A 24,205-nucleotide genomic window follows, 5' to 3' on the forward strand; every position below is an offset into this window, starting at 1 on the left:
CGCTCCTCTGGTTCACATCTTGTATATATAAACTAAATTATAGGCGGCGAACGAACGAGCGTCAACTTCTCTTTTGCCGGCTTTCCCGCTATAATGGGTACCACAACCGTGCAAGATTTTGGCCGAACGCACTTATCGGAGGGTTCCGATTCATGACCGAGAAACCGAAGCGCACCACTTTCCGGATCAGACTGGAAGAAATGGTCGTCACGTTACGAAACGATATCGCCATGGGCCGATACGGACCGGGCGACTTTTTGCCGTCCGAATTCCAGCTGATCGAACAATTCCGTCTGAGCAAAAACTCGGTGCGCAAAGGATTGGACAAGCTCGTCGAGCAAGGCTTGATCGAGAAAGTGCCGCGCGTCGGAACGCGCGTCGTCGTCCGGCCGGAAGCCCGTCCCCCGGCAGCGATCCGGCTCGGCTATCATTCCACGATGATTGGGCAGGCGAATTTGCATGCGCTGCTCGACCTTTTCCATCGCGCTCATCCGGATATGATCGTCCAGCCGGTACCGCTTCCCCAGCTCCGGCTGGCTGCGGAATGGAACGATTTTATGAGAACGGAGCCGATCGACGTCCTGACGGTCAACAACCAGCTGTTCGAGAGAATCTCGGAATTCGGACCGGTCCAAGACGTGCTCGAGCCCGTGGAGAAGGCGGAAGGAACGTACCCGTTCTTATTCCGCTCCTTTACCGAAGAGGATACGTTGTATGCGCAGCCGTTCGTGTTCTCGCCGCTTGTGCTGTGCTACAATAAATCGCACTTCCGGCAATGCGGCTTGCCCGAGCCTAGCGACAGCTGGACATGGGACGACGTAGCCGAGGCGTCCGGGCTGCTCTCGGCCAAGCTGGGCAGTTTGGGCTTCTACATTCATTATTTATCGCTCAACCGCTGGCCGCTCTTCCTGCTGCAAAGCAATCTCCGTTTCGAACGCGGTGCGGACGGACGGCTTGCCTTCGATAACGGCCGGTTCGGGGCCGCCGCCGCGATCGGGGCGGCGCTGCTCGCGAAGACCGGATCCATGTCCGCTTATTTGTCGGAAAGGGACGACGACGCGGAACGATTGTTTATGCAGCAAAAAGTATCGATGCTCGTCACGAGCTATTTCGGCCTCAATTCGCTTCGGGACACCGACCTGGAATACGATATCGCTCCGCTCCCCCACTCCGGACAAGCGTCGACGCTGCTGCTGCCGATCGGTCTCGGCATCAACAAACACGGCAAACAGAAGCGGGCGGCCATAGCGTTCGTCGATTTCTGCTTGGGCGAGGAAGCGCAGCTCCACTTGCGCCAAACGACCCTTTCCGTTCCCGCCCGGATACGGGCTGCGGAATGGAGGGGGGAAGACAAGCTGAACCGGCCTTCCCGATTTTTCTTGTACCGCGACATCGTTCCGACGTTTCGCCTGCACTCGGATATGAACATCAGTGGCGGCGAGCTGGAGCGGATGTGCGAGGAGCTGAAGCTGTTTTGGGCCGGACTGGAGGACATGGACACCGTATGCCGCCGGATCAGGGATAACGTCTGACAGGAGGACCGGACGGGCTTATATTTTCTCCGAGGCGTGCTTCGAAATAAGCGGGGCCGCCGTGTTTACATAGCAATATCATGCCTGTATAATCTCACTGTAGATTCCGCTCATGAGCGGCTGCGCTACATATTGGATACCTTATCTCAACTCGGCGGAACATCACGGACAACGAACTGGGAGGAATACAGCATGTTGAGTTTTGAGCAAAAGCTGGACAATTACGCGGAACTGATCGTGAAAGTCGGGGCGAACGTCCAGAAAGGACAGACGCTTATGCTCCAAGCGTCGATCGACGCCGCGGAGCTCGCCCGCCGTATCGTCAAGAAAGCGTACGAAGCCGGCGCCTATTCGGTCAAAGTCCGCTGGAGCGATGATGAAGCGTCCCGCATCGCCTACGACCTCGCTCCCGAGGAATCGTTTCTGGAGGAGCCGAAATGGACGGCGGGGGAGAAAATCGAGCTGGCCAAGAACGGCGCGGCGTTCGTTACGATTACATCGGCCGACCCTGATCTGTTGAAGGGCGTATCGCAGCAAAAAATAAAAAACGCAAACAAGACGACCCGCCAAGCTATGGCTCCATACAGCGAGCTGGCCAGAGCGTTCAAAATCAGCTGGAATTTGGCGACTACGCCTTCCAAAGCATGGGCCGCTAAAGTATTCCCCGAGCTTCCCGAAGAAGAGCAGGTTGCGAAGCTGTGGGACGCCATCTTCAAGATGGTCCGTGCCGATCAGCCCGATCCGCTCGGTTTGTGGGAAGAGCATATCCGGGAGCTGAAACGGAGAGCCGCCTACTTGAACGGTAAGCAGTATAAAGCGCTGCATTACACCGCACCGGGCACCGACCTGACGATCGAGCTTCCGAAAAACCATATTTGGCTCGGCGGTAGCAAACAAAACGAACAAGGAACGTGGTTCGTCCCGAACTTGCCGACGGAGGAAGTGTACACGGCCCCGTTCAGAACCGGCGTGAACGGCACGGTGTCCAGCACGAAGCCTTTAAGCTACAGCGGCATCATCATCGACGGCTTCTCGTTCACGTTCGAGAACGGCCGTGTCGTGAACGTAACCGCGGCTCAAGGCGAAGAAACGCTGAAGGGCTTGATCGAAACCGACGAAGGAGCCCGGTACCTCGGCGAAGTGGCGCTCGTGCCCCATCGCTCGCCGATTTCCGATTCGAACATTTTATTTTATAAAACGCTGTTCGACGAGAACGCCTCTTGCCATCTTGCCGTGGGCAGCGCCTATACGGCTTGCATCGAAGGCGGCGTCGGCATGACGCAGGAGCAGCTGCAGCAGAACGGTCTGAACGTCAGCATGGCGCATACGGACTTCATGATCGGTTCGGCGGAGCTGGACATTTACGGCATAACCGAAGACGGCGCGAGAGAGCCCGTGTTTCTTAAAGGGAATTGGGCATTTTAAGAAGTAGAAGGAGCTGTCCGGCCCAGGACAGCTCCTTATTTTATCGCAAATAAAGGATAACCCCCCATCCGGGGATTGACAAATGCTGGTGGAGACGATATGATTGAAACGCTTCAATGATATCGTTTTCACAAAATGGATGATTCAAGGAAGGCTGTTCATGAAGAAGAAAAAAAGCGCAACGATCGTGGATGTGGCCAAATTCGCCGGAGTATCGATCGGAACCGTTTCGAACGTATTAAACCGCAGAAACGATGTTCCGCTCGCGGAGGATACGATCCTGAAGGTCAACGAAGCGATCCGGCAGCTCGGCTACAGGCGAAATGCGATTGCCGCCCATTTAAGCCGCCAAAGATCTTACGAGCTTGGCATGCTGCTGCCGAGCTACGACGACTATTTCGTGAAATTCGCGGGCGAAGTCGAACACATCGTGCTTGAGAAAGGGTACCACCTTTCCGTCTTCTCCGCGCCCGATAAACCCGAGCTCGGCCGTAGACATTTGGAATTGCTGCTTCAGCGCCGGGTGGACGGTTTGTTCTGCCACGGTCTGGCCATGCCTCCGGATACGGCAAGAGCGATCGTTAAGGAAGGCACTCCGATCGTGCTGTTCAATGCATGGGGCTGGCCGGACGATATCGCAGCCGGTCTCGTCAATTTGGATGTTGCCTCCGCTTGCGCAGAGGCGGTGCTCCATCTGTACGAGCAAGGCTGCCGAACGATCGTCTACCTGGGAAACATGATCGCGGCGGCTACCGACGAGCAGCGGCGAATCGGATTCGAGGAGGGCATCCGCAGGCTCGCGAACGAACCTATCGTAATAGGCATGCTGGATAGCCATAATCCAAGCTGGCTGAAAGAACTGCAACGTTTCATCACCGGCGACCATCCGGTCGGCGTTCTCGGCTTCAACGATTTGACCGCCTTTCATGCGATGTCGAAGCTGCTCGAGCTCGGGTACCGCATCCCGGAGCAAGTGAAAATCATAGGCATCAACAACACGCCCGTAAGCCGGCTAAGCTTCCCCGGCATGACGAGCATCCAGAACCCTTACAAGCTTCAAGCCGAAGCCGCCGTTCGCATGATGATGGCGCGGCTCGAAGGCGAACCGGGCGAAGGCGCAATCGTACAAATTCCGCTACAATTAATTCCCCGCAAATCGACGGAACGTTGAGCGGCTTCTTTTTGGCCAATGTTGAAACGTTTCAACTATTCTTGAAGGAGGTGAATCCGAGTTCGAACCGACGGCATCAGCGCCGGGTTGGATAGCGGAGTTGCAATGGATGAATTGGAAGCGATTTCGTCGGGGAAGAAATGAAAGCGTTTAATACAGCGGGTACTGCCGCACCACCATGCAAACCGATCAAGGGGGAAAAACTCGTGAAACGTAAATTGATGGCAAGTTTGACTTTGTTGTCGCTCTCTGCAGTGCTCGCCGCATGCGGCGGAAACAACGGCGGCGGAGCCGCCTCCGGATCGGGCCCGGACAAAGCGAAGGATGCTTCGGGCGCTCCCGCTCCGCGCAAAGATCCGGTCGAGCTTTCGATCGTCAACGGGATGAGCAACATGACCGAAGAGCAGTTCATGGATGAATACGGCAAGAAGATCATGGAGAAGTTCCCGCACGTGAAAGTCAAATACGTGATGAACAATACGAGCAAATTGATACAAGACCGGATCACCTCCGGCGAGCCGATCGATATCGTCTTCGCCTCCAGCGGTCTGACCGACCAAAGCTTGCTTACCCCAGCCTTGCAATTCGACATCTCCGGTCTGATCAAGACCTACCAGTACGATTTGAGCAAGCTCGAGCCGACGACGATCGATTTTCAGAAAATGATCGCGAACGGGGGGATTTACGGGCTTCCGGTCAATACGAATACGGTCGCTCTGTTCTACAACAAAGATATTTTCGATAAATTCGGCGTTCCGTATCCGAAGGAAGGCATGACGTGGGACGATATGTACGACTTGGCGAAGAAGCTGTCCCGGCAAGACGGCGGAGTGCAATACCGCGGCTTCCTCATGTCGTTCCCGCACGTGTTCCGCCTGAACCAGCTGTCCGTCCCGTTCGTCGATCCGAAGACGAACAAGCCGACATTCGACACCGACGCGTTCAAGAGGCTGACGGAAACGTTCACGAAATTTTTCACGATACCGGGCAACGAAGGCACTACGGCTACTGTGCAAGGCTTGTCGACGCAAAGAAATTTGTTCTATAAAGAAAAAACCGCGGCGATGATCGCCGATTTGGGCGGAGCCTACACGAACCCGCTGCTGAAGGATATGAACTGGGACATCGTGCAGCTGCCTTCGTTCAAGGACAAGATGGGGCTCGGCACGCAAACGTACCCGACCTATTATTACATAAGCAGCTCGAGCAAATACAAAGAGCAATCGTTCGAGATCATTTCTTATTTGACGACAGAGGAGTTCCAGACGTATCAAGCGAGGAAAGGCTACGCGCCGATCGTGAAAAACAATGCGGAGATCATGAAGGTCGTAGGGCAGGATACCGATGTGCTCAAAGGCAAAAATGTGAAAGCGCTGCTGCCGGAGAAGTTCGCCTCCCCCGTCATGCTGTCGCAGCAATCGTCCGCAGTGGAAACCGCGCTGTGGAAAGCGTTGGAGAACATTGTACAGAACAAGTCGGACATGAATACCGCTCTCAGGGAAGCGATGGAGGCCGGAGACAAGGCGCTCAAGGAGCTTGAGGCGAAGAAGAAGTAAGCGAACATGTGAAAAGCTCGGTACCGCCGCCGCTATTTGGGGCAGCAGTGGTGCCGAGCTTCTTTTCTTTAAAAATAAGTATAGTTTTTGTTCACGATAAGCACGTTGATTCTCCACTGCATCCCTTCCCTGCTTCGGAAGCGGATTTTCGCGTAGCCGTCCTTCCTTTGCGTCACGGCCAAAATATCGGTGGCGAATTCGCCTGCCGCAAGCACTCGCTCCGGTTTCCAACCGGCGCCTTGCCCTTCGATCTCGATCTCCGTATAGGACGGGGCGTCCGCGTCTCCGGATACGAACAGCACATCGTACCTTCCTTTCGGCAGCTCGAGCCAAAACGAGCGCTCCCCGGTTCCGCCGATAAAATCTTTCCGCAGCTCGTCCGGCCCGCCCCGCTCCTCCGCGATCAAGCCTTCGGCACTTTCCCAACCGTGCCCCCGGAAGCGCGTAAATGCCGTCTCGGGCGTTATTCGCCGGAAATCTTGCCCCAATACGCCGTCCATATGAAACTGCTTCGGCAGCGCCTTGGCATAATCTTTCGCCGGGCGGTCGCCGGCCCCGAAGTCCAGCCGGTAAACGGCGGTACGAGATTCCCGGTAATTGCCGGAGTAGTAGTCGAAGGTGAAATGATCGAGCAGTTGGATATGGCGCGTGTCCCGGTTTTTGCCGAGAAATACTCTCCGGTGCGTATGAGCCTCATGAACCCGCGGATAAACTCCCGGATCGGACGGTATCATTGCCGGATCGGCTGCGGACGTTTCCGTATTCGGCGAAGCCGATTGCGGCACAATCCAATACTCCCCGCCTACGACCGTCTCGAATACGATGCGGTCGCCTTCCGTTCGGTGCTCCGCCGGGGCAGGATACGTTCCGTTTCCGTCCATCCGTACGACCGATACCGTCTCGCCGGAAGCGAACGGATAACGTACTACGGCCTGCTTGCCTGCCAAGCTTTTGATTCCGACACGCACGGCCCGGCCTTCTTTCCTAACGGCGCTAACCTCGAAAGCGCCTACGGCGAGCAGCCCCTGAAACTCGCAGTCGTCCCACCTGGCGTATGAGCGGTGCATCCTCGCGGCATCTTCCTTCTTCATGCCGATCCCCCGTTCTTGCTCGGGCTCGCCGTTCGGAATCGCCGGGAATACGTCGATGACGCCGTCATAGCTTTGCAGCAGCATTTCGTTAATGGAGGCTACCGTCTCGCCGGAGGCTTCCATTACATGCGGGTAATAAAGCGGCTCGTTCGTAATGTTGCAGTAGTTGATCCATCGTTCCGTCTCTTCGGCGAACAGCCCGTTGCTCCGCAGAGACAGGTCGATTCCTTGCTCGTACAGCAGACGGATCGCCGTATTGCCTTTGCCTAGCCTCGACGCCGCGCATGACAGCCAGCCGAACTGGAACACCCCGGTTTCCGTATGCTCCTCGACATAGCGCAGCGTATTCTCCGCTCTTCGGCGCAGCTCCTCCCCGCTGTTCTTGTCGATCTCGCCGATCGGATAAATCGGCATCAACAGCGACGGATGCCGCAGGTGCAAATCCTCAGGCGCCCATTCCGAATCCAGAATAACGTCCCCGTACGTTCCGGAAACGCCGGTCGGATAAGGAGCCAGCTTCTCCGCAAGAATCGCCCATTTGTTCCGGTCCTCTTCCGCTTCCCCGAGAATAACGTTCGCTTCGATTGCGATTTGCAGCAAATATTTGACCGTCGCGAGCGTGATGGTCGAGTTCCGCGTCAACGGCCCCTGCTCCGGCGATATATCGGGATATACGACGTAGTGCCCCTTGTCGGAATCGTACTGCAAATAGCCTTCGAAAAACCGCAAAATCGAGCGGAATAACGGATACGCTTTCTCCTTCAAAAAATCCGCATCCATGCTGTACTGGTAATAATGCCAGCAAAACTGCGCGCACCAAGGCCATATGCTCAAATACAGCGCATGCGGATAATCGCCCGCAACCCCTTCCAAGCCGTAAAACTGCTTGGCCATCTTCTCGGCCGAATCGGTGTACGTCAGCAGCGCGTCATGGAATGCTTCGGCCACTTCCAGATGGTTCGCCGTGTAGAGCGGCCAGAAGGCGGCTTGTATGTTGACGTCCCAGTACCACATGCTGCCCCACTTCGTCGGCTGCTTGATGTCCCATAGCCCGTTAAGCCCGCACGCCTGCTCGAACATGCGCCCGCCCTTCCCGCTGCTGCAGGCGATGGCGTACAAATTGACGTACCACAAATCTTCGAGCATTTTATCCGGCAGCATGACGGAGGAGCGCTTCCAGAAGTCGGCCCAATGGTCCCGGTGACGATCGATCAAGCCCCACACATTCGACTCGGCTTCGTCCAGCCTGCTGCGGGCGGTCTCGAGCAGCTCGGCGGTTTCTTCCTCCGTAACGACCGTCGTAATCAAGACAACGCTCTTCTCCGCATCGCGAAGCCGAATCGTCATGCCTTCCTCGGCGATTTCCGCGCTCCCTTTGGCTCCGGCCAGCCTCGTCATAACAACAAACGTAAACGGTCCGTACTTGTCCCGGTCTTCGCCGTCCGGGTAGAACGAGCCCGTGTAATAAAAGGTCGTATCGTCCAGCTGGTAATAGCTTGCGGATAAATTCTGGTATTTCCGGACCGGCAGCGTCATATGCACCGCCTCCAACAAACCGGAGTCGGTTTGCCCGACCTCCGTTACGATGCAATCGCTCTCCCATGTCACGATCGTGCGCGCCTCGAGCTTGTCGGCGCCTTTCTCAATCCGCAGCCCGACGGATGCCTGCTCCACGTCGAGCTGGAGGGTATAGTGGTCCGGCTCGGCCAGCCGACCCTCCGGAAGCAGTTGGATTTCGCCGGTCGGATAATGCGAGGAGCCGCCCGCCGGTTTTCCGTAGCGGGTTTCGTTCCAGCTGTAGCCTAGCGATTCCCTGTAGCTGAAGTACGAGTCTTGCGCAGGGTCTCGGTACTTGTCGGCCGCGAGCCGCTTCAGCTCGTCGAACGTCATGCCGGCTTGCTTCGAGTAATCGCGTCCCGACCCGCTGCGGGATTTACGGCTGTACCGGTGCAGCTTCTTATAGTACACCTCATAATGGTTCATCGCCATCGTCAATCGGTTGTCCTCGAAGTACACCATCCCGCCGAAATGTCCGTTGCCGAGCGGCAGTGCCTCGTTCCAGCTCGACGGAGCGTTCTCGTAAACCACCTTGTGCACGGAAACTCCTCCTCCTGCCTAATATATCGCCTTATTCACCAATATAGCTTCCAGTTCCTCGCCACCCGCATAAGCGCTTCGAAATAGTAGTAGTCTCCCCAAATGCAGCATTCGTCGATGCCGTTGCCGAGCGGCTTGCCATAAACCGCATGCAGCAGCACGCCGTTGGAATGCGGTACGTCTTTCGACGTATACGACTCGGCAAGCGATTTCAATATATGCAGCGAGGCGTTCTCATACACGCGTCTCCGTTCATCGACGAGAGGCAGATGCTTGGCCAGCTCGAGCATGCCGCACACGGCGATCGCGGCCGCGGAGCTGTCTCTTTCCTCGCCGCCTTCCGTAAATGTCAAATCCCAGTAGCACACCAGATCGTCTGGCAGCCGGTTTAGAAAGTAGTTGGCCGTTTTTTGCGCGATATCGATCATGGACCCGTCCCTGGTATAAATGTAGCTGAGCGGGAACCCGTATATCGCCCAAGCTTGACCTCTGGACCAACACGAGTCGTCCGAATATCCTTGCGACGTTTTGCCGTATTTCGGTTCGCCGGTCTCCACATCCATGTAGAACGTGTGGTAGCTGGATGCGTCTTCGCGGATCAAATAACGGGCGGCCCGATCGGCATGATTGCGGGCGGCCGTCTCATATTTCGGATTCCCGGTCATTTCCGACGCCCAGTACAGCAGCGGCAAGTTCATGCAGCAATCGATGATCATGCGGCCCCGCTGGCTCGGATTATCCAGGTTGCCCCACGCCTGAATGATGCCGGCTTTGTCGAAATAGCGCTCCATCAGCAAGTCCGCCGCGAGAAGCGCCGTTTCCTTGGCGAATTCGCTGCCGGTCAGCTTGTAGGCCGACACGCATGACAGCGTATACAAGAAGCCCAGATCGTGTGTCGCCGTATGCTTTCTTTCCTCCGCCCTTGCCCGGTAGCTTTCCAGCTGCCCTTCGGCCGCGCGGCGGTATTTCATATCGCCCGTTGCCTCATAAGCAAGCCATAGCATCCCCGTCCAGAAGCCGGGCGTCCATTCGACGTTGTCCCAAGGCATGTATACGTTGCCGCTGCTTGCCGGGGACGGAAACTTGTGCGCGAACGTGTCCAGATTGCCGTCGATCCGGGATAGGACAAAACGGATCGCCTCCTTGCAATCCGCCTCGGAGAATGTTGGAGCTTCCGAAAACAAGCTCGTGTTTCGAATCGGTTCATTTATGACGTTTGGCATGGCAGCCATCCTTCCTAAGAGAAATTGAAACGTTTCAACAATGTTCATAACAAAACCGATAGCAATCAAACGGTTACACGCTTCCCAAGTTACCAAATGCCCGCCCTATTGTCAACCGCCTGCTGCAATCGCACAGCTATGGGTTCGATATACTGGCAGCCTTCGGTCACGATTGAGGAATCTCCTCCTCCTTTATAGTGCCGCTTTGGCGGTAACGCCCGCCCAGCTCTTGAAAAGGCCAGCCGGTTTTAACCGGCCGGCCTCTTTGGTTCGGCCGGAGCCGAACATTTTGGCTGGAAGAGGAAGCTTGACTATCCTTGTCCGACATTGTACCCCTGCAGCGCTTTTCTTTCCAGCTCTTTAACAAACGCATCTTTTCCGTCCATATAAGCTTCAATGTCTTTGGGAAACTGTTTGGCTAGGCTTTCCTTTAAATTTCCGTAGCGGTTGGCTTCATCGGGATGCGCTCGGAGATAATCCCTTACCGCCAAATGGCGAATGATATGTTCCTTGTTATCCCCTTGAAACACGTGCACTTGATGCGTGCGGTCGTCTCCGCCTTTACGAAAATATCTTCTCCCCTCCATGCCGAGCTCTCCCATGCATTCGTAACCAAGGCGCTCCATTTGTTCATTGAACCTATCAACTTTTTCGATATCTTTCACAACCGGCATCATATCAATAATTGGTTTGGCTTTCAGCCCTGGAACGGAAGTGCTGCCGATGTGGTGAATGTCAATTAACTCGTCACCGAAAATATCTTTTATTTTTTGAGACTCCTCACTAAACTCCCGCTTCCAATTATCGCTGTATTCGGTTACCACAACATTCATCTAATTCATCTCCTCCTTGCCGGGCAAGCTCCGGAACTCGTCGACAACCATCCTTCGCTTTCCATTTTGACACCATCTCCTATATAGAGGCCATAGTACTAAACATTTATACTTAAAAAAGGATTGCCGGTGTTACCATAGCGCTTTTTATGCAATAATTGGATTCAGGCGTAATAACATCAGTTCGTTTGAGCAAGAATCGGTATTCCAAACTAACGCCAAATAAGCTGATTTCAGATCGTCTGAAGTCAGCTTATTGTATACGGTCTCCCGCTACTCCACAATCGTGATCACATTGCCGTCCGGATCATGAACATGAAAATATTTGCCGCAGGGTAAGTTGTCATAGCGATTGGTCACAGTTACTCCCTTTTCCAACAACTGTGCATAAAACGTTTCCGTGTCATCGGTACGCAGCTCGAAAATCGGCGCCGGCTTTCCGTTTCGCGTAAAATGCAACGGTGTCCGTTCTTTCTCTTCGTGCATCAGCACGGTCGGACCATATTCTCCGAATTGAATGATCGCATTGGCACCCTGCTCAAAACGAGTAGGCTCCCTTAGCAGAAGGACGCCCAGGTTCTCGACGTACCATCTCGCCGAAACATCCACATTCAGGACCGGGAGATTAATGCAAGCAAGCCCCGTAATTTTTTTCGTACCTAACGTTTGCTCCGCCAATTCAAACAGCTCCTTCTTACCCTTGTTTTAGCCGTGCGAAGTCGAAACTCACCTTTAATTTACCGCACATTTGTTCCTATGTAAATCATTACCTGTGCTGTTATAGCGAACATAGCGGAAAAGAATGCGCTTATTTCACCCGAATCCCTGCAAATGGGGTCTCCGAAGCTCAAAACTGAACGAATAAATGCAAAAATTTCCTTTATTTATTGGAAACGTGCGGAAAGTACGCGAATAACGCCGTTTTTTTCCGCTATCCACCTGCCGCAGAACAAAAAAGCCTAACCCCCTCAAGACTGCATAGGGCTAGACTTTTCCAACCGATCCGATCCTCCCGACTCTCCCCTACCCGCGCTGCTTCAAACGCGCCACATACTGCTTCGGCGTACACCCGTTATACCGCTGGAACAGCCGATAGAAGTGGGTGATATTCTCCAGTCCGACCATACGCGCCACTTCATTGACGCTGGCGGTTTTTGTCGCGAGATGCCGTTCGGCCATATGAATGCGTCTGAAGTTGACGTACTCGATGAACGGCGTCCCCATGACGTCCTTGAAATGCTTCGAGAAGTAGTTGTAGCTCATATTCAGCAGCTTGCATGCCTCTTTCATATCGATTTTGTCGGATAGCTGCTGGTCGATATACTGAAAAACGGGCTGGAGCGCGTATAGATCCGGTCCTTTGCGCACATCGGAGCGAAACGTATCATTTCGATAGAGGCTGAGCAAAATTTGTTTCACATGCAAACTGACAGCGAGTTCAAAACCGTCCGTCTGCGTTTGCATTTCCTTGAAAATGTGCCGCATGATCTGCCCGACCCGGCGTCTGACTGCGTCCTGTTGGCGGAAGATGACGTTCAGCTCGCTTAAGGGGCGATGATGCTCAGAAAAGTAATGGTAGTACGGGGTGATCGCCGGCTCGAAATAAGGCTGCAGCTTCACATGCATCACGAGATAGACCGCTTCTTCGCAATCGATTCTTTGGTTGGCGTGCAGTTGGTTGGAGCCGATCAATAGGACGTCGCCCTTATGCAGCCGATAGCTTTGATCCACCGTATGAAAGACGACGGAGCCTTTCTTGACGAAAATGAATTCCAGCTCTTTATGATAATGCCATCTCAATAGACCCAATTCCCAGTTGTTGCGCACTTCGATAATTTTGATCGCGAGCAAATTGCTTTGGTAATGGATCGGTTCCACATCTTCGTACAGCTGTATCATCCGCCCGCTCCTTCCCGCTGCACGTCCGCATACGCTGCATCGGATTGCAGGATGCGACATGCCGTCCCCCCTATGATGTGATTTCAATCTATCATATTAGGGGGCAAAAGGATACGGCTTGCTTCAGCGGCTTGCCGCTTTTTTCTCGGCGATCTTCAGCTTCGCCTGCTCGCTTGCATTGCGCAAAAACGTGTTCACGTCCTCTTCGCCATTGATCAGCTTCGGCTGGAGCGTATTCAGCAGTCGCGCGACTTCGAGATCGTACGGCCCCATATTCTGAATCGGCGGCGTATTGAGGAACAGCGCTTTGACGTTTTTGCCTTTCAGTGCAGGGTTGTCGCTGCCGAAAGCGTCTTTCAACTTCGGATCTTTCAGCGCAGGCATGCGGCCGACCTTGCTCAGCGCAAGCTGGCTATCGTTGCTCGTGACGACATCCATGACGCGGAACACCTGGTCTTTGTGCTTGCTGGTCGAGGTCATGATCAGCACAAGCGAATCGAGCGCCATCGACTGACCTTTCGTCTCCGCGAAGTTCGGATACGAGACCAAGTCCCAATTGAGCGGCGTCCCTTTGCTCATCAACTCTTTGACTTGACCGAACGTATACGTCGTCACGCCCGCATACATCGCCACATCCCGTTCGACGAAGAAGTTGTTCAGCTTCGTCACGCGATTTTCGGGCAAATCGTAGATCCGTTTGAAGTAGGTCGCCGCTTTTTTCCAATCGTCGCTTTCCAAAGCGGGCAGCGTCGTTTTCGGATCGGTATATGCGACAGCCATCTGCGAGGCGAACTGGGTGAGCTGGGACGGATACATCGCTTTATAGAACGTATCCCCGTCTTTGCGCGATACCCGCTTCCCGAGCTCGATTACATCGTCCCATGTCATTTTGTCGACGGGGTAGGCGACACCGAATTTGTCGAATATATCTTTGTTGTAAAACATCGCCGAGCTGTTGTACGAAAAAGGAAGCGCGACCATGTTGAATTTCGGCGCGTAAGATTTGAGGCTGTCGATGGTGACCGGCTCGAATCGTCCCAGATCCACTTTCTGCTCGCGAATGTAGCTGTCCAAATCCTGCACGATGTTCAAGCCGATGAAATCTTCCATATAGCCTTTCGGCGAATAGATCAAATCCGGCGCCGATCCGCTTGCGACCAGATCTTCCAGCTTGGTGCCCGGGGCGTTGCGCACCAGCTTCAGCGTCAGGTGCGGGTATTTCTGACCGACCGGCTTCACGAAATACGTTTGAAACTCTTCATCCGTCAAATCGCCGCCATAATAGTAGATGGTAAGTGTAACGGGTTCGTTGCTGATTTGTTTCGGCACCGCCGGCTGGGTCTTGTCTCCCTTGTCCCCGCCCGCGCCGGAACCGGACGAACATGCAGATAGAGCCAGAACCGGCAAGCACAAACCGAATACCAACGTTTTTTTCCAAAGCTTCATGGTCATTTCCCCCTTGTTATGTTCGAAACTGACTCCCGCGAATCCCGTAAGCGCTTTCGAATTGAATATTCGCACTCCCCCAAAAGTGCCCGGTGTTAGCTTTGAATGCTCCCTGCACTTTTGGGGGGGGCTTTTAACGTTAAGGAAAGTTTAACTTCGCTAAAGCGTTAAGCGGAGTGAGACTTTCCTTACCAAGCAAAACTTCCGCAAAGTCGCGGTCGCTCATCCTTGAGTTACGTCGATAGACGTTTTTCTTATCGATAAAGAAAGTTTAACTTCGCTAAAGCGTTAAAGCGAAGTGAGACTTTCTTTACCAAGAGAAACTTCCGCTAAACCGCGGTCGCTCATCCTTGAATTACGTCGATAGACGTTTTTCTTACAACTGAACCCACTGTTGTTCTACACGTGAACGATCTGCCGCAAATCCTACGAAGTGACCATTGACCGAATCGGCAAGTGTCGTCGTGGATATGGACGGCTGCTCTCCCCGGATGACGCGCAAGAAGTCGCTCACTAGCCGCATATCGCCGCCACCGTGCATGTTATCGGTAACATCGACATTTACGCGCTCTTCCCGGTAACCGTGTCCCGCCGACAAATCGAAATGGCGGATCGTGAACGAGCCTTCCTCCATGACGCCTTCGATCTCACCATGGGTGCCTATGAGATGCAGGCGGCGACCCGGCTTGGCCGCATTGCCGTTCAAGCTGAATGTTCCCGTGCACCCATCGGCAAATTCGATGTTGACCGCCTGGTGATCGACGACATCGTTATCGCTGGCCCATACGCAACGTCCGTACGGATTGTCGGTACGAAGAGATTCGCGCTTTTGTTCTTCTGTGGGGTTCTGGCTCAAATGCTCGATCCCGTGCCAAACGTACGTCCCCCACAAGTTTCGTTCCAAATACATCGCTTTGGCGGAGTACGCGCAGCTATCGACCAACGGACAGTCGACCAGGCATCGGGTACCCGCCCCTTCCGGTTTTTGCTCCTCGCGGAAAAACATCCGCCCCCCCATACTCGATACGCGCTTCGGTTGGACGCCGGCTTTCATCCATACCATCAAATCCAAGTCGTGACAGCACTTGGCCATCAGCATGGAAGAACCGCCGCGCTTTTGGCTGTTCCACTTGCCTCGTACATAAGCGCTAGCAATATGGTGGTAGCTCACATTTTCCGCAAACTGCATGTTGATCACTTCGCCGATGGCGCCCTGGAGCAGCCGCTTGCGAATCTCCGCGTAAAAAGGCGCATACCGCAACTCGTGGCAAATCATCACCTTGCGGCCCAAACGGTTCGCGGTTTCCAGCAGCTCGCGCACTTCTTTCTCGGATACGCCGATCGGCTTCTCCAGCAGCACGTCATAGCCGGCTTCCAGCAGAGGCAGCGTCGTCGCGACGTGCAGATGATCCATCGTGCCGTTGAATACGACGTCTGCAATACGCGGACCGGCAATCAATTGTTCAATCGACTCATAGCCATGCTCCGGCGGGAGCTTGTACGCGTCCATCGCCACCTTCCGCCGCACTTCGTCCGGCTCCACAACGCCTGCAATGTGCAGCTCGTCGGCATGCGAGACCGAATACGATGCATACAGCATGCTGCGGTGTCCGGCACCTACGATGACGGCGCGGACAGGTTTTTGTTTCAGAAGCGTGTTGCCTGTATCCCCTCGTTGTGTGTCGGTTCCATCCGAATGTTTCATTGGTATCGCCCCCTCCTAAAGAAGAGGATACCGCGGATCGCCGCCGTTCGGATATGACGGTTTTTAACGCGTTCTTATCCATTTTTACGATGAACGTTCAATCCTTCAAGCCATATCGCAATTAGTCGAAACGCGTGCTTTTCGTCCCGGTCCGTCATAGTCCTCTGTTCTCATTTTGGTCTTATAACGCCTGTGTTTACGAATTCTTAAGCTCCGATTTACATTGCGCTAACAGAGCGCTGATACGCTTTCGGTGAATCGGGAGGAGTTGATAAACACAGCCAATTGATTTTTCGGGATATTAAAACACTTTCAAACTCGGAAAGGATGGTTGAAATGAAGAAACGGTTTAAACGACTTGCCGGCGTCGTTCTGACATCGGCTCTGCTTGCCGCGAGCATGGCAGGAAACCCCGCCGCGCTCGCGCTTGGAAGCGATACTGGCGGCCAAGCTCAATCCGCAGCAGTTACCCAGGCCGTATATGCACCAGGCGCCCCAATCGCGCTTTCCGTAAAGAACGGCGATTTGTTGAAAGGAACGCGTACCGTCCAAGCCGAAACGTATAACCCGGCGGATCAAATCACGATTTCGATTGACGGCAGCCCGGTACCTGCGATTCAAGTGCTTCCCGCATCGCCGGAGCTCGTGATGGAAGTAGACGGGTTCGATACCGGCTATAAAAATGGGATTCTTGTCGGCGACCAGATCGTCAAGGTGTTCGACGCCAATATCAAAGGCTACCAAACGGTAAAAGTGCCGATTCCGACTCCCCTCCTGCAAAAAGGCGCCAATACGATTTCGCTCCATTCGGGCAATAATAAGTCTCCGACCGGTACGGAAGGCAATAACGACGACTTTTCGGTACGGAACGTTCGCTTGGCTTTATCGGACGGAACCGTGCTTCCTGTCGAGGACGTCAAGGTGAAGATCGGCGACGGTACTGTCGTGAACGTCAATCCGACCGACCGCATCACGCTTCGCGACGGACTCCCGCCGAACGATTTGACGGCGAGAGAAAGTGCGGCGTTCCGGTTCACCATCCCGAACGACCGGTTTCTGGCCAAATGGTATAGCTGGGATACGACGAAGGCCGCGGACGGCAAACATGCGGTTTCGGCTGACGCGCAAAGTCCGGACGGGAACAAGCGCATCTCGGCAGAAGTCATCGTCGACAATACGAAACCCGTATTCGAATCCATATCGCCTGTCGAAGGCAAAACGTACAAAGGCGACATCGATTTCACCGTTCAAGCCGCCGATGCCACATCGGGGATCGACAAAGTCGAAGCGAAGCTCGACGGCAAACCGATCGTGCTGCCTTCCCGGATCGCCGGAGTGGATCTCGCCCCTGGACTGCATCAGTTCAAGGTCGCGGCGACGGATAAGGCGGGCAACAAAGCAACCGCATCCGTTTCCTTCGGCGTCGTCGAAGAGCATCCGTATAAGCCGGAAAACCCGGACCCGCAAGACGGAAGCGTCAAACAGTCGATCAATCCGAAGCTCTCCGTCAAAGTAGTCGACCCGACCGGCGACCCGATGGACGTCACCTTTTACAAAGGGTATAGAGCGGATATGACGAACACGGCAAACAAAGCATACGTCCATTCCGCGGATCGCGAACCGCCTCTCGAACTGAATCCCGCCGGACAGCGGCTATTTACGGAAGAAGCTAACGAGGCGGTGCGGAAAAAGGACGGCAATTATTTTACGACGGACGACACGGAGGCATTCCCGTATCACCGGTTCGATTTGAAGCTGGAGAACGACTTGACCGCCGTGGAACAAGTCGAAGTCGTATGGCAGGGGCACTCGCTGCCGAGCCGTCAGGTGACATTGTATACGTGGAACCATAATACGCAGCAGTGGGTGGCCGGCGCATCGGGCATGGGCGAGCAAGACTTCACTTTGAAAGCGTCCGTGAACGTGGCCGACATGGTAAAGGACGGCGTGATCAACGTCCTGGTTCAAGACTTGATTCCTTCGCCGGATGAATTCGATTTCACCTTTGCCTGGGTAACGGATACGCAGTATTACTCGGAACGTTATCCTAACATTTATGACACCATGTCACAATATATCGTCGAAAACCGGGATGCCGAGAAGATCGACTACGTCATCCACACCGGCGATATCGTGGATGATTGGGATCAACCGCATCAGTGGGCCAATGCCGACAAGAGCATGAAAATACTGGATGACGCGGGCGTACCGTACGGTGTCGTATCCGGCAACCATGACGTCAATTTCAGCAAAGCCGATTATGCGGAATACTGGAAATACTTCGGCAAAGACCGCTTCAAGGACCGCTCCTATTACGGCGGCGAATTGGACAACAACCGCGACCATTACGATTTGATTTCGTCGAAGGGCAATGATTTCATCATTCTTTATCTCGGCTGGTCGATCGACCAGCAAACGGTGGATTGGGCGAACGAAGTGCTGCGCAAATATCCGGACCGCAATGCGATCGTCGCCACCCATGAGTACATCTCTCCGAACGGCAATTATTCGGGACAAGGACAGGAAATTTGGAGCAAGATCGTCGCGAAAAACCAAAATGTGTTCATGGTGCTGTGCGGCCATCACCACGGCGTCGCTTACAACGTCAAGCATGCGGAAGACGGACGAACCGTCATCGAGATGCTGTCCGATTACCAAGCCGGACCGGAGGGCGGGCAAGGGTATTTGCGTCTCCTCCACTTCGATACGGAGAATAAGCAATTGATCGTGAACACTTATTCGCCGTACATGAAAGACTACAATTTCTTCGACGAGAACGGCAAAGACGAGTTCAGCCTGCCTCTGACGCTGAAGCCGATCCAGAAACGGGTGGCTACGGATTATATCGCCGTGAACATGTACGGCAAAGAAGCAATCGGCCAAGATACCGGCGTAAAGAGCGGCACCGAGGCGAAGACGCATTGGCACAAGCTGGACAAAGATAACAGCTACTACTGGTATGTCCGTCTTTCCGACCGCTTCGGCGGACGCGCCAGATCGGATTTATGGGGCTTCGAGACGAAATAAACATCGGGTTCGCATAAGGAATACGGGGCCGGCTCATGAGCCGGCCCCTCATCTTAACAAATAGGGTGATACGATCGTGGCACGTCAAACGAGGTTTCCGTTCGGAAGACGCTGGATCTTTCTAATTATGCTGCCTGCAGTCGCTATGTGGATAGGGACTGCGCCGGTCGCGGAAGCGCATATGTCGACCGTCGGCTATTCGGAAGTAACCTTAAACGACAACTCCGTCCATTATTCCCTTTACCTGGATCCCCAGGAGGTCGGTCAATGGATGGACCTTCATTCGGGACAAAAAGTGTTCGTTCTGGATCCGGACGGCACGTCGAAGCCGGATTCGAAGCCGAACGGGATCGGTTGGGACCGGTCACGGCTGCAAAACATGGCCACCCGTTATTTGACGGTATTGGGCGAAGGAAAACCGGGCCGAATCGAGCTGGAAAACGCCACGCTTGCCAAGCGCGGAAATAACGAGTATATCCGCTTCGATATAGCCGCACAGTTTGGCGTCCCGATCCGGAACTACGAAATCCGGTATAATTTCTTCTTCGACGATCTCGATCCGTCGCATCAAAATTTCGCGAGCGTCCATGCCGGAGAACAAACGATCGAGAAGGTAATCGACCGGGACAATAGGGTGATCAAAGGGTCGACAGCGGACGTTTCCATGTCAAGCGGGAAGAGCACGATCGAAATCGCGCTCCCCGGCTGGCTGAATACGTTTTGGACCTATACGTATATGGGGATGCTGCACATTTGGGAAGGGTACGACCATCTGCTGTTCTTGCTCGGGCTCATACTGCTCCGTCAGAAAAAAACCGATTATGTTAAAATGCTGACCGCCTTTACGATCGGACACAGCATTACGCTTGCCCTATCCGCTCTCGACTGGTTCACCATTTCTCTGCGGATCATCGAACCGCTTATCGCGCTCAGCATCGTCTACGTGGCAGTGGAGAACATCTGGTTCAAGCGTCCCGCCTGGAGATGGGGAACGGCACTGCTGTTCGGCTTGGTCCATGGCTTCGGCTTCGCCGATATTTTGCGCGGCGCGCTTCCGGAACGATTCGTTTTGTCGTTGTTTTCCTTCAATCTCGGCGTGGAAATCGGTCAACTGGCCGTGCTGGCCGTTTTGCTGCCGCTTCTCTGGTTTCTCGCCAAAGTGCGCTGGTACCCGTCGTTCACGACCGGCATGTCCGGCATGATCGGCTGTCTCGGCTTGCTCTGGTTCGTGCAGCGAATTATCGGGGATTGAACGCGCCGTTAGCGCAACAGAGGCTGCAATCTAAGCCTGCAGCCTCGTGATTTCGGGCGCAATTCGCGGACACCTCCGCGGGGTCCGTACGATCATGATTCAGGCGATCTCATTAGCCTTTTTCAGTGTTATCGCCTTAGTATCTCTGTATATGGATAGAGAAACCGGACTTATCCTTCTTGCGGCAGGTTATATTGGCCACGATTTGGGATATTGCCCACTTACGGACCGGAAAGATTGTTCGGCGGGGGTATGAGGTCGAGTGGATATTTACTCCCCGAACAAATAACGAAACCTTTGTTACGATTACATGCTCAGGGTATACAGGAAATGGAGATGATATCGTAAATCGAGCCATTGACGATATGGGAGGATACACGATTGTGCTTTGCGGGCTAAAGGCGTTTCTTGAACATAACATAGTCTTGAATCTTGTAGCGGACAAGGCTCCTGACGCCAACGTTAACCGGTGAATGCCTTCCACCGCCTGAAGAGGCGGGGGCTTCTTGTTTCAACGATCTCTGCCTTTCCTTGGAGAATGGTCTTATAGGATCTCCACAAGCGTTCGATGCTTTCCGCATACCGTTTGGGGGCAACCCTCCCTACGGTGTGTGTTCTTCGATAATCCACCTTTGCATTTGGTGAAAAGCCCGCTCTTGGCGGACATGCGAATGGTTAATGAAAAATTGGGCGGTATCGGCATAACACTCATCCTTGATCAGATTTGTTATATGCAATATCTCGCATATCGGAATCCATTACACCCGATACCCGATCGCGCCCGCGATCTTGCCCAACCCTCCCAGGGCGATGCGTTGAATCCATCTGGGGGGACCCGCTATATACCCATCCATCGTCTCCCAGACAAGCCCCATCCAGAGCGGATTTCTCGGAATGCCCTTGGCAGTTAACTTCCCCTCGGCTTCAAGCCTGTGCAATAGCTTGAACATGCTCCAGTGCAGGCCGGGCGGACGAACTTCGTGGATCACGAGCAGCATGGCCGCGCCCTCATTCCAAGCTTGGTGAATCCGTTGGGGCTTAATATGAACTTGTTCCCCCGGTCCGGCGAGAATGGTCTGCCCATCGATCATGAAACGCATATTCCCTTCGACAATCGAGAACTTTTCTTGCAGAATCGGATGCGAATGCGGGCCATTCATGGCACCTTGGCGAACAATCGCATGCACCAGAATTAAATACTCTCCTTCGCGATCCGTGCCACAGTTTCCCAAAGTAACCGTGTTTCCGTTCAAGAAGGTCAACGTTTGACCGATTGCGTTTTGCAGGTCCTGCATGAGATATCACCTCTTGGATAAAAGTCAATCCGGCAAGTTCCCCGACCGCGTCCAACAGCCAGATGGGAAACGATCATGACCGGCATTACCGCTTTAATTGTTCCCTCATTAAAGTACAATCCCTTTGAAATGCCTGTTTCCAAGCAGTACGAACGATACGACATTGCGTACAACTGAAACATAGAATTACGATCCCTTTCCTTCGCTCTGACGGAACACCTTTAAAAATCCCATAAAGATCAAGATCGATCCGGCCACATTGCACAACAAGCGGAACCAGTGAACAATAATGAATTCGTTATAAGCTTGCTGCAAAACTTCGGCGGAATGCACGGCCGAACCTTCGATAAACATGATTTCATTGCGCGGCCATTCCCATATAACCGAGGCCGCACCTTCCGCGAACATCATTAGAACGCTGCCGATGATCAACATCCGGGCGTTATTAAAGCGCCAGCTAAACAAGATGGCTATTACGCCCGTTACCCAGCTGGCAAACCCGAGCGGCGGAAAATAAGTGTGAGGACTTGCGACCTTCATGAAGTTCATCGCAGTGTCCAGCGAGTTCGGAATATCGTGAAAAATATTCGGGTACACCATAAACGTATTCAGCAGCATGGAGCCCAATAGAATCCACTGTACCCAAAGGTGCGACATGACGGTCAAGATCGGAAGCTTTATTTTCATAAATCGGTTCCTCCTTGGAATTGGCTGTATTGTGCTTAACAGCTCTTATCATAACGGTTAGTTGTTGGATAAATATGTTCCGTTTCTTAAGCAATTCTTAAATAAAAAAAGCCCCGAGCTAATAAATGGTCGCTCTGGGACTAATGGAGATACTATTCTTTTCTGAAACGGTAGCCGACTCCCCAGATCGTCTCGATATATCGGGGATTGGACGCTTCCTCTTCGATTTTTTCGCGAATTTTCCGTATATGTACGGTGATGGTCGAGCTGTCGCCGACGGGATCCGCTGACCAGATCCGCTCAAACAGGTGATCTTTACTGAATACCATATTGGAATTGGAGGCCAAGAAAACAAGAAGCTCATATTCTTTGGCCGTCATCGTCCGTTCGGCTCCTTTGACGAATACGCGGCGGGATCGGGTGTCTATCGTAAGCTCCCCGATTCTGATCACATGATGGTCGCCGTCCCTTTGGATAAGCCGATTATACCGGGCGATATGGGCTTTAACGCGGGCAACCAGCTCATTTGGGTTAAACGGCTTCACGATATAGTCATCCGCGCCGCGGTCAAACCCGCGTATTTTATCGATATCCTCGTTCTTCGCGGTCACGATTAAGATCGGAACGTCGATGTCTTTCCGAATTTTTTTGCAAAGATCAAGACCATCGATTCCCGGAAGCATGAGATCCAGCAGGATGAGGTCGTACGTATGAGTCAGCGCTTTCTGCAGACCCGTTTCTCCGGTTAGCGCGATGTCGCTTACTATCCCGTAAGACTCCAAGTAATCTCTCTCCAGCTCGGCGATATACTGCTCATCTTCAATAATTAATATTTTCGGCATTGCATGCTCCCTCATCCCCCGGGTTTATTCAGACAGAATGAAATCGTCGTGCCGGACCCCATCTCGCTTGCCGCCCATATTCGTCCGCCATGAGCTTCGACGATTTGCTTGGCGATCGCCATCCCGAGTCCGCTTCCGCCGGTCGACGAGCTCCGCGCGGCATCCGTACGATAAAAGCTATCGAATATGTAAGGCAATGACTCCGGGGATATTCCGCTTCCATTGTCCTCCAGCTCGATCTTGACCCGGTCGGCCTCGGAGCTTAGCCTCACCTCGATCACCTTTGACTGCTTATCCATATACTTCAGACTGTTCTGAACGATATTTTCCACGACCCGCCTTAATTGAGCCCGGTCCGCCATGACGACATACGATTCGTCGCGGTTATACTTGAATATCGTTTGTCCCCCGTCCGGCTCGAGCGTATAGCTCAACTCTTCCAAGTAGTCGGCCAAAAAAGCCTGCAGATCGACTTCTTCCAGCAGCATAGGTACTTTATGAAGATCCAGCTTGGAATACAGAAACAGCTCGTCGATCATCTTCTCCATCGAGCAAGCATTTATGTATATAATCCGCGTATAATGCTCCACCTTATCCGGAGAGTGAGCCACTCCATCCAAAATCCCCCGTGCATATCCTTTGATCGAGGTCATCGGCGTCCTTAGGTCATGCGAAATGCTGGCGATCAGCTCTTTGCGATTTGCCTCGTATTTGGACTGAAGCTCCTTGGCTTCCGCCAATTTGCCCCGCATGTGCTCGAAGATGGACGCGAGTTCGCCAATCTCGTCGTTGCTGCTCACCGTTAAGGAGAATGTCAAATTGCCTTGCGCGATCTCCTTTGCCGCCTTGGTAAGCGTCCCAACCTGCCGCAGGATGCTTCTGGACACGACAGTCGTGATGATCCCATTCGACACTGTTATGGCAATGAGCAATCCCGTCACCCGGATCGTCGTGAACAGCTGAAGGTCCGCTTGAAAATTGCGCTCCAGGGCATAGAACAAAATATACCCGGCGATGAGCTCAATCAATAGAAACATGGCAAAAGGGACGATAACCATGGCAATATTGGATAAAATCAATTTCTTTTTAATGGACATCCGGCACCGCCTATGGAAGTCATGCGA

17 protein-coding genes and 1 pseudogene are annotated in these 24,205 nt (G+C 53.5%); 7 read left to right on the forward strand and 11 right to left on the reverse strand.

Annotated features, from left to right (window positions below; translation table 11 throughout):
- Nucleotides 1–152: 152 nt before the first annotated feature.
- From FE783_RS22465 to FE783_RS22480, 4 genes are all read left to right on the forward strand, one after another.
- The gene (locus tag FE783_RS22465; RefSeq protein ID WP_138881635.1) at nt 153–1,532 is read left to right on the forward strand and encodes an extracellular solute-binding protein; all 1,380 of its coding nucleotides are present in this window, start codon (nt 153–155) and stop codon (nt 1,530–1,532) included.
- Between the two features lie 192 nt (nt 1,533–1,724).
- Nucleotides 1,725–2,957 (forward strand): aminopeptidase, encoded by a 1,233-nt coding sequence (locus FE783_RS22470; RefSeq protein WP_138881636.1) that lies wholly within the window; start codon nt 1,725–1,727, stop codon nt 2,955–2,957.
- 160 nt (nt 2,958–3,117) lie between these two features.
- Complete coding sequence (locus FE783_RS22475; protein WP_138881637.1) at nt 3,118–4,128, forward strand: LacI family DNA-binding transcriptional regulator; 1,011 nt, start codon at nt 3,118–3,120, stop codon at nt 4,126–4,128.
- A gap of 206 nt (nt 4,129–4,334) precedes the next feature.
- Nucleotides 4,335–5,684, forward strand: coding sequence for an ABC transporter substrate-binding protein (locus FE783_RS22480; RefSeq protein WP_158301974.1), 1,350 nt, complete (start codon nt 4,335–4,337; stop codon nt 5,682–5,684).
- A gap of 68 nt (nt 5,685–5,752) precedes the next feature.
- Here FE783_RS22480 and FE783_RS22485 read toward each other — a convergent pair whose 3' ends face one another.
- From FE783_RS22485 to FE783_RS22515, 7 genes are all read right to left on the reverse strand, one after another.
- Nucleotides 5,753–8,872 carry a glycosyl hydrolase family 95 catalytic domain-containing protein gene (locus tag FE783_RS22485; protein WP_138881639.1) on the reverse strand — a complete coding sequence of 1,040 codons (3,120 nt, stop codon included), beginning with the start codon at nt 8,870–8,872 and terminating at the stop codon, nt 5,753–5,755.
- 35 nt (nt 8,873–8,907) lie between these two features.
- A complete protein-coding gene (locus FE783_RS22490; protein WP_138881640.1) occupies nt 8,908–10,095 on the reverse strand; it encodes a glycoside hydrolase family 88 protein in 1,188 nt (395 codons plus the stop codon).
- A 311-nt stretch (nt 10,096–10,406) separates the two neighbouring features.
- Nucleotides 10,407–10,928, reverse strand: coding sequence for a GrpB family protein (locus FE783_RS22495; RefSeq protein WP_138881641.1), 522 nt, complete (start codon nt 10,926–10,928; stop codon nt 10,407–10,409).
- A 273-nt stretch (nt 10,929–11,201) separates the two neighbouring features.
- Nucleotides 11,202–11,606: a VOC family protein gene (locus tag FE783_RS22500; protein WP_158301975.1), complete on the reverse strand. Its 405-nt coding sequence runs from the start codon at nt 11,604–11,606 to the stop codon at nt 11,202–11,204.
- A gap of 345 nt (nt 11,607–11,951) precedes the next feature.
- Entirely contained in the window at nt 11,952–12,887 is a 936-nt protein-coding gene (locus FE783_RS22505) for an AraC family transcriptional regulator (RefSeq protein ID WP_138881643.1), read from the reverse strand.
- Nucleotides 12,888–12,950: 63 nt separating this feature from the next.
- The gene (locus FE783_RS22510) at nt 12,951–14,273 is read right to left on the reverse strand and encodes an ABC transporter substrate-binding protein (RefSeq protein WP_158301976.1); all 1,323 of its coding nucleotides are present in this window, start codon (nt 14,271–14,273) and stop codon (nt 12,951–12,953) included.
- A gap of 376 nt (nt 14,274–14,649) precedes the next feature.
- A complete protein-coding gene (locus FE783_RS22515) occupies nt 14,650–15,978 on the reverse strand; it encodes a Gfo/Idh/MocA family protein (protein WP_138881645.1) in 1,329 nt (442 codons plus the stop codon).
- A 336-nt stretch (nt 15,979–16,314) separates the two neighbouring features.
- Here FE783_RS22515 and FE783_RS22520 point away from each other — a divergent pair, with 336 nt between their 5' ends.
- The 3 genes and pseudogenes from FE783_RS22520 to FE783_RS38400 form a co-directional block, all read left to right on the forward strand.
- On the forward strand, nt 16,315–19,005 hold the full coding sequence (locus FE783_RS22520; protein ID WP_158301977.1) for a metallophosphoesterase: 2,691 nt from the start codon (nt 16,315–16,317) through the stop codon (nt 19,003–19,005).
- A 76-nt stretch (nt 19,006–19,081) separates the two neighbouring features.
- Complete coding sequence (locus tag FE783_RS22525; protein WP_138881647.1) at nt 19,082–20,257, forward strand: HupE/UreJ family protein; 1,176 nt, start codon at nt 19,082–19,084, stop codon at nt 20,255–20,257.
- Between the two features lie 248 nt (nt 20,258–20,505).
- A pseudogene (locus FE783_RS38400) lies at nt 20,506–20,730 on the forward strand (SRPBCC family protein); the annotation flags it as partial.
- Nucleotides 20,731–21,015: 285 nt separating this feature from the next.
- On the opposite strand, the gene FE783_RS22535 reads toward FE783_RS38400, so the two are convergent.
- From FE783_RS22535 to FE783_RS22550, 4 genes are all read right to left on the reverse strand, one after another.
- Nucleotides 21,016–21,552, reverse strand: coding sequence for a cupin domain-containing protein (locus FE783_RS22535; RefSeq protein ID WP_138881648.1), 537 nt, complete (start codon nt 21,550–21,552; stop codon nt 21,016–21,018).
- Between the two features lie 186 nt (nt 21,553–21,738).
- Entirely contained in the window at nt 21,739–22,239 is a 501-nt protein-coding gene (locus FE783_RS22540) for a hypothetical protein (RefSeq protein ID WP_138881649.1), read from the reverse strand.
- A 152-nt stretch (nt 22,240–22,391) separates the two neighbouring features.
- Nucleotides 22,392–23,081 (reverse strand): response regulator transcription factor, encoded by a 690-nt coding sequence (locus FE783_RS22545; RefSeq protein ID WP_138881650.1) that lies wholly within the window; start codon nt 23,079–23,081, stop codon nt 22,392–22,394.
- Nucleotides 23,082–23,092: 11 nt separating this feature from the next.
- Nucleotides 23,093–24,178 (reverse strand): sensor histidine kinase, encoded by a 1,086-nt coding sequence (locus tag FE783_RS22550; protein WP_138881651.1) that lies wholly within the window; start codon nt 24,176–24,178, stop codon nt 23,093–23,095.
- Nucleotides 24,179–24,205 lie beyond the last annotated feature (27 nt).

Source organism: Paenibacillus mesophilus, assembly GCF_005938385.1.
GTDB lineage: Bacteria > Bacillota > Bacilli > Paenibacillales > NBRC-103111 > Paenibacillus_AB > Paenibacillus_AB mesophilus.

Excerpts from the sequence above, each read along its gene's own strand:
- FE783_RS22495 (WP_138881641.1), bottom strand. The coding sequence starts at position 10,928 with ATGAATGTTGTGGTAACCGAATACAGCGATAATTGGAAGCGGGAGTTT.
- FE783_RS22470 (WP_138881636.1), top strand. The coding sequence starts at position 1,725 with ATGTTGAGTTTTGAGCAAAAGCTGGACAATTACGCGGAACTGATCGTG.
- FE783_RS22545 (WP_138881650.1), bottom strand. The coding sequence starts at position 23,081 with ATGCCGAAAATATTAATTATTGAAGATGAGCAGTATATCGCCGAGCTG.
- FE783_RS22520 (WP_158301977.1), top strand. The coding sequence starts at position 16,315 with ATGAAGAAACGGTTTAAACGACTTGCCGGCGTCGTTCTGACATCGGCT.
- FE783_RS22535 (WP_138881648.1), bottom strand. The coding sequence starts at position 21,552 with ATGCAGGACCTGCAAAACGCAATCGGTCAAACGTTGACCTTCTTGAAC.
- FE783_RS22550 (WP_138881651.1), bottom strand. The coding sequence starts at position 24,178 with ATGTCCATTAAAAAGAAATTGATTTTATCCAATATTGCCATGGTTATC.
- FE783_RS22515 (WP_138881645.1), bottom strand. The coding sequence starts at position 15,978 with ATGAAACATTCGGATGGAACCGACACACAACGAGGGGATACAGGCAAC.
- FE783_RS22505 (WP_138881643.1), bottom strand. The coding sequence starts at position 12,887 with ATGTCGCATCCTGCAATCCGATGCAGCGTATGCGGACGTGCAGCGGGA.
- FE783_RS22465 (WP_138881635.1), top strand. The coding sequence starts at position 153 with ATGACCGAGAAACCGAAGCGCACCACTTTCCGGATCAGACTGGAAGAA.
- FE783_RS22540 (WP_138881649.1), bottom strand. The coding sequence starts at position 22,239 with ATGAAAATAAAGCTTCCGATCTTGACCGTCATGTCGCACCTTTGGGTA.
- FE783_RS22490 (WP_138881640.1), bottom strand. The coding sequence starts at position 10,095 with ATGCCAAACGTCATAAATGAACCGATTCGAAACACGAGCTTGTTTTCG.
- FE783_RS22475 (WP_138881637.1), top strand. The coding sequence starts at position 3,118 with ATGAAGAAGAAAAAAAGCGCAACGATCGTGGATGTGGCCAAATTCGCC.
- FE783_RS22510 (WP_158301976.1), bottom strand. The coding sequence starts at position 14,273 with ATGAAGCTTTGGAAAAAAACGTTGGTATTCGGTTTGTGCTTGCCGGTT.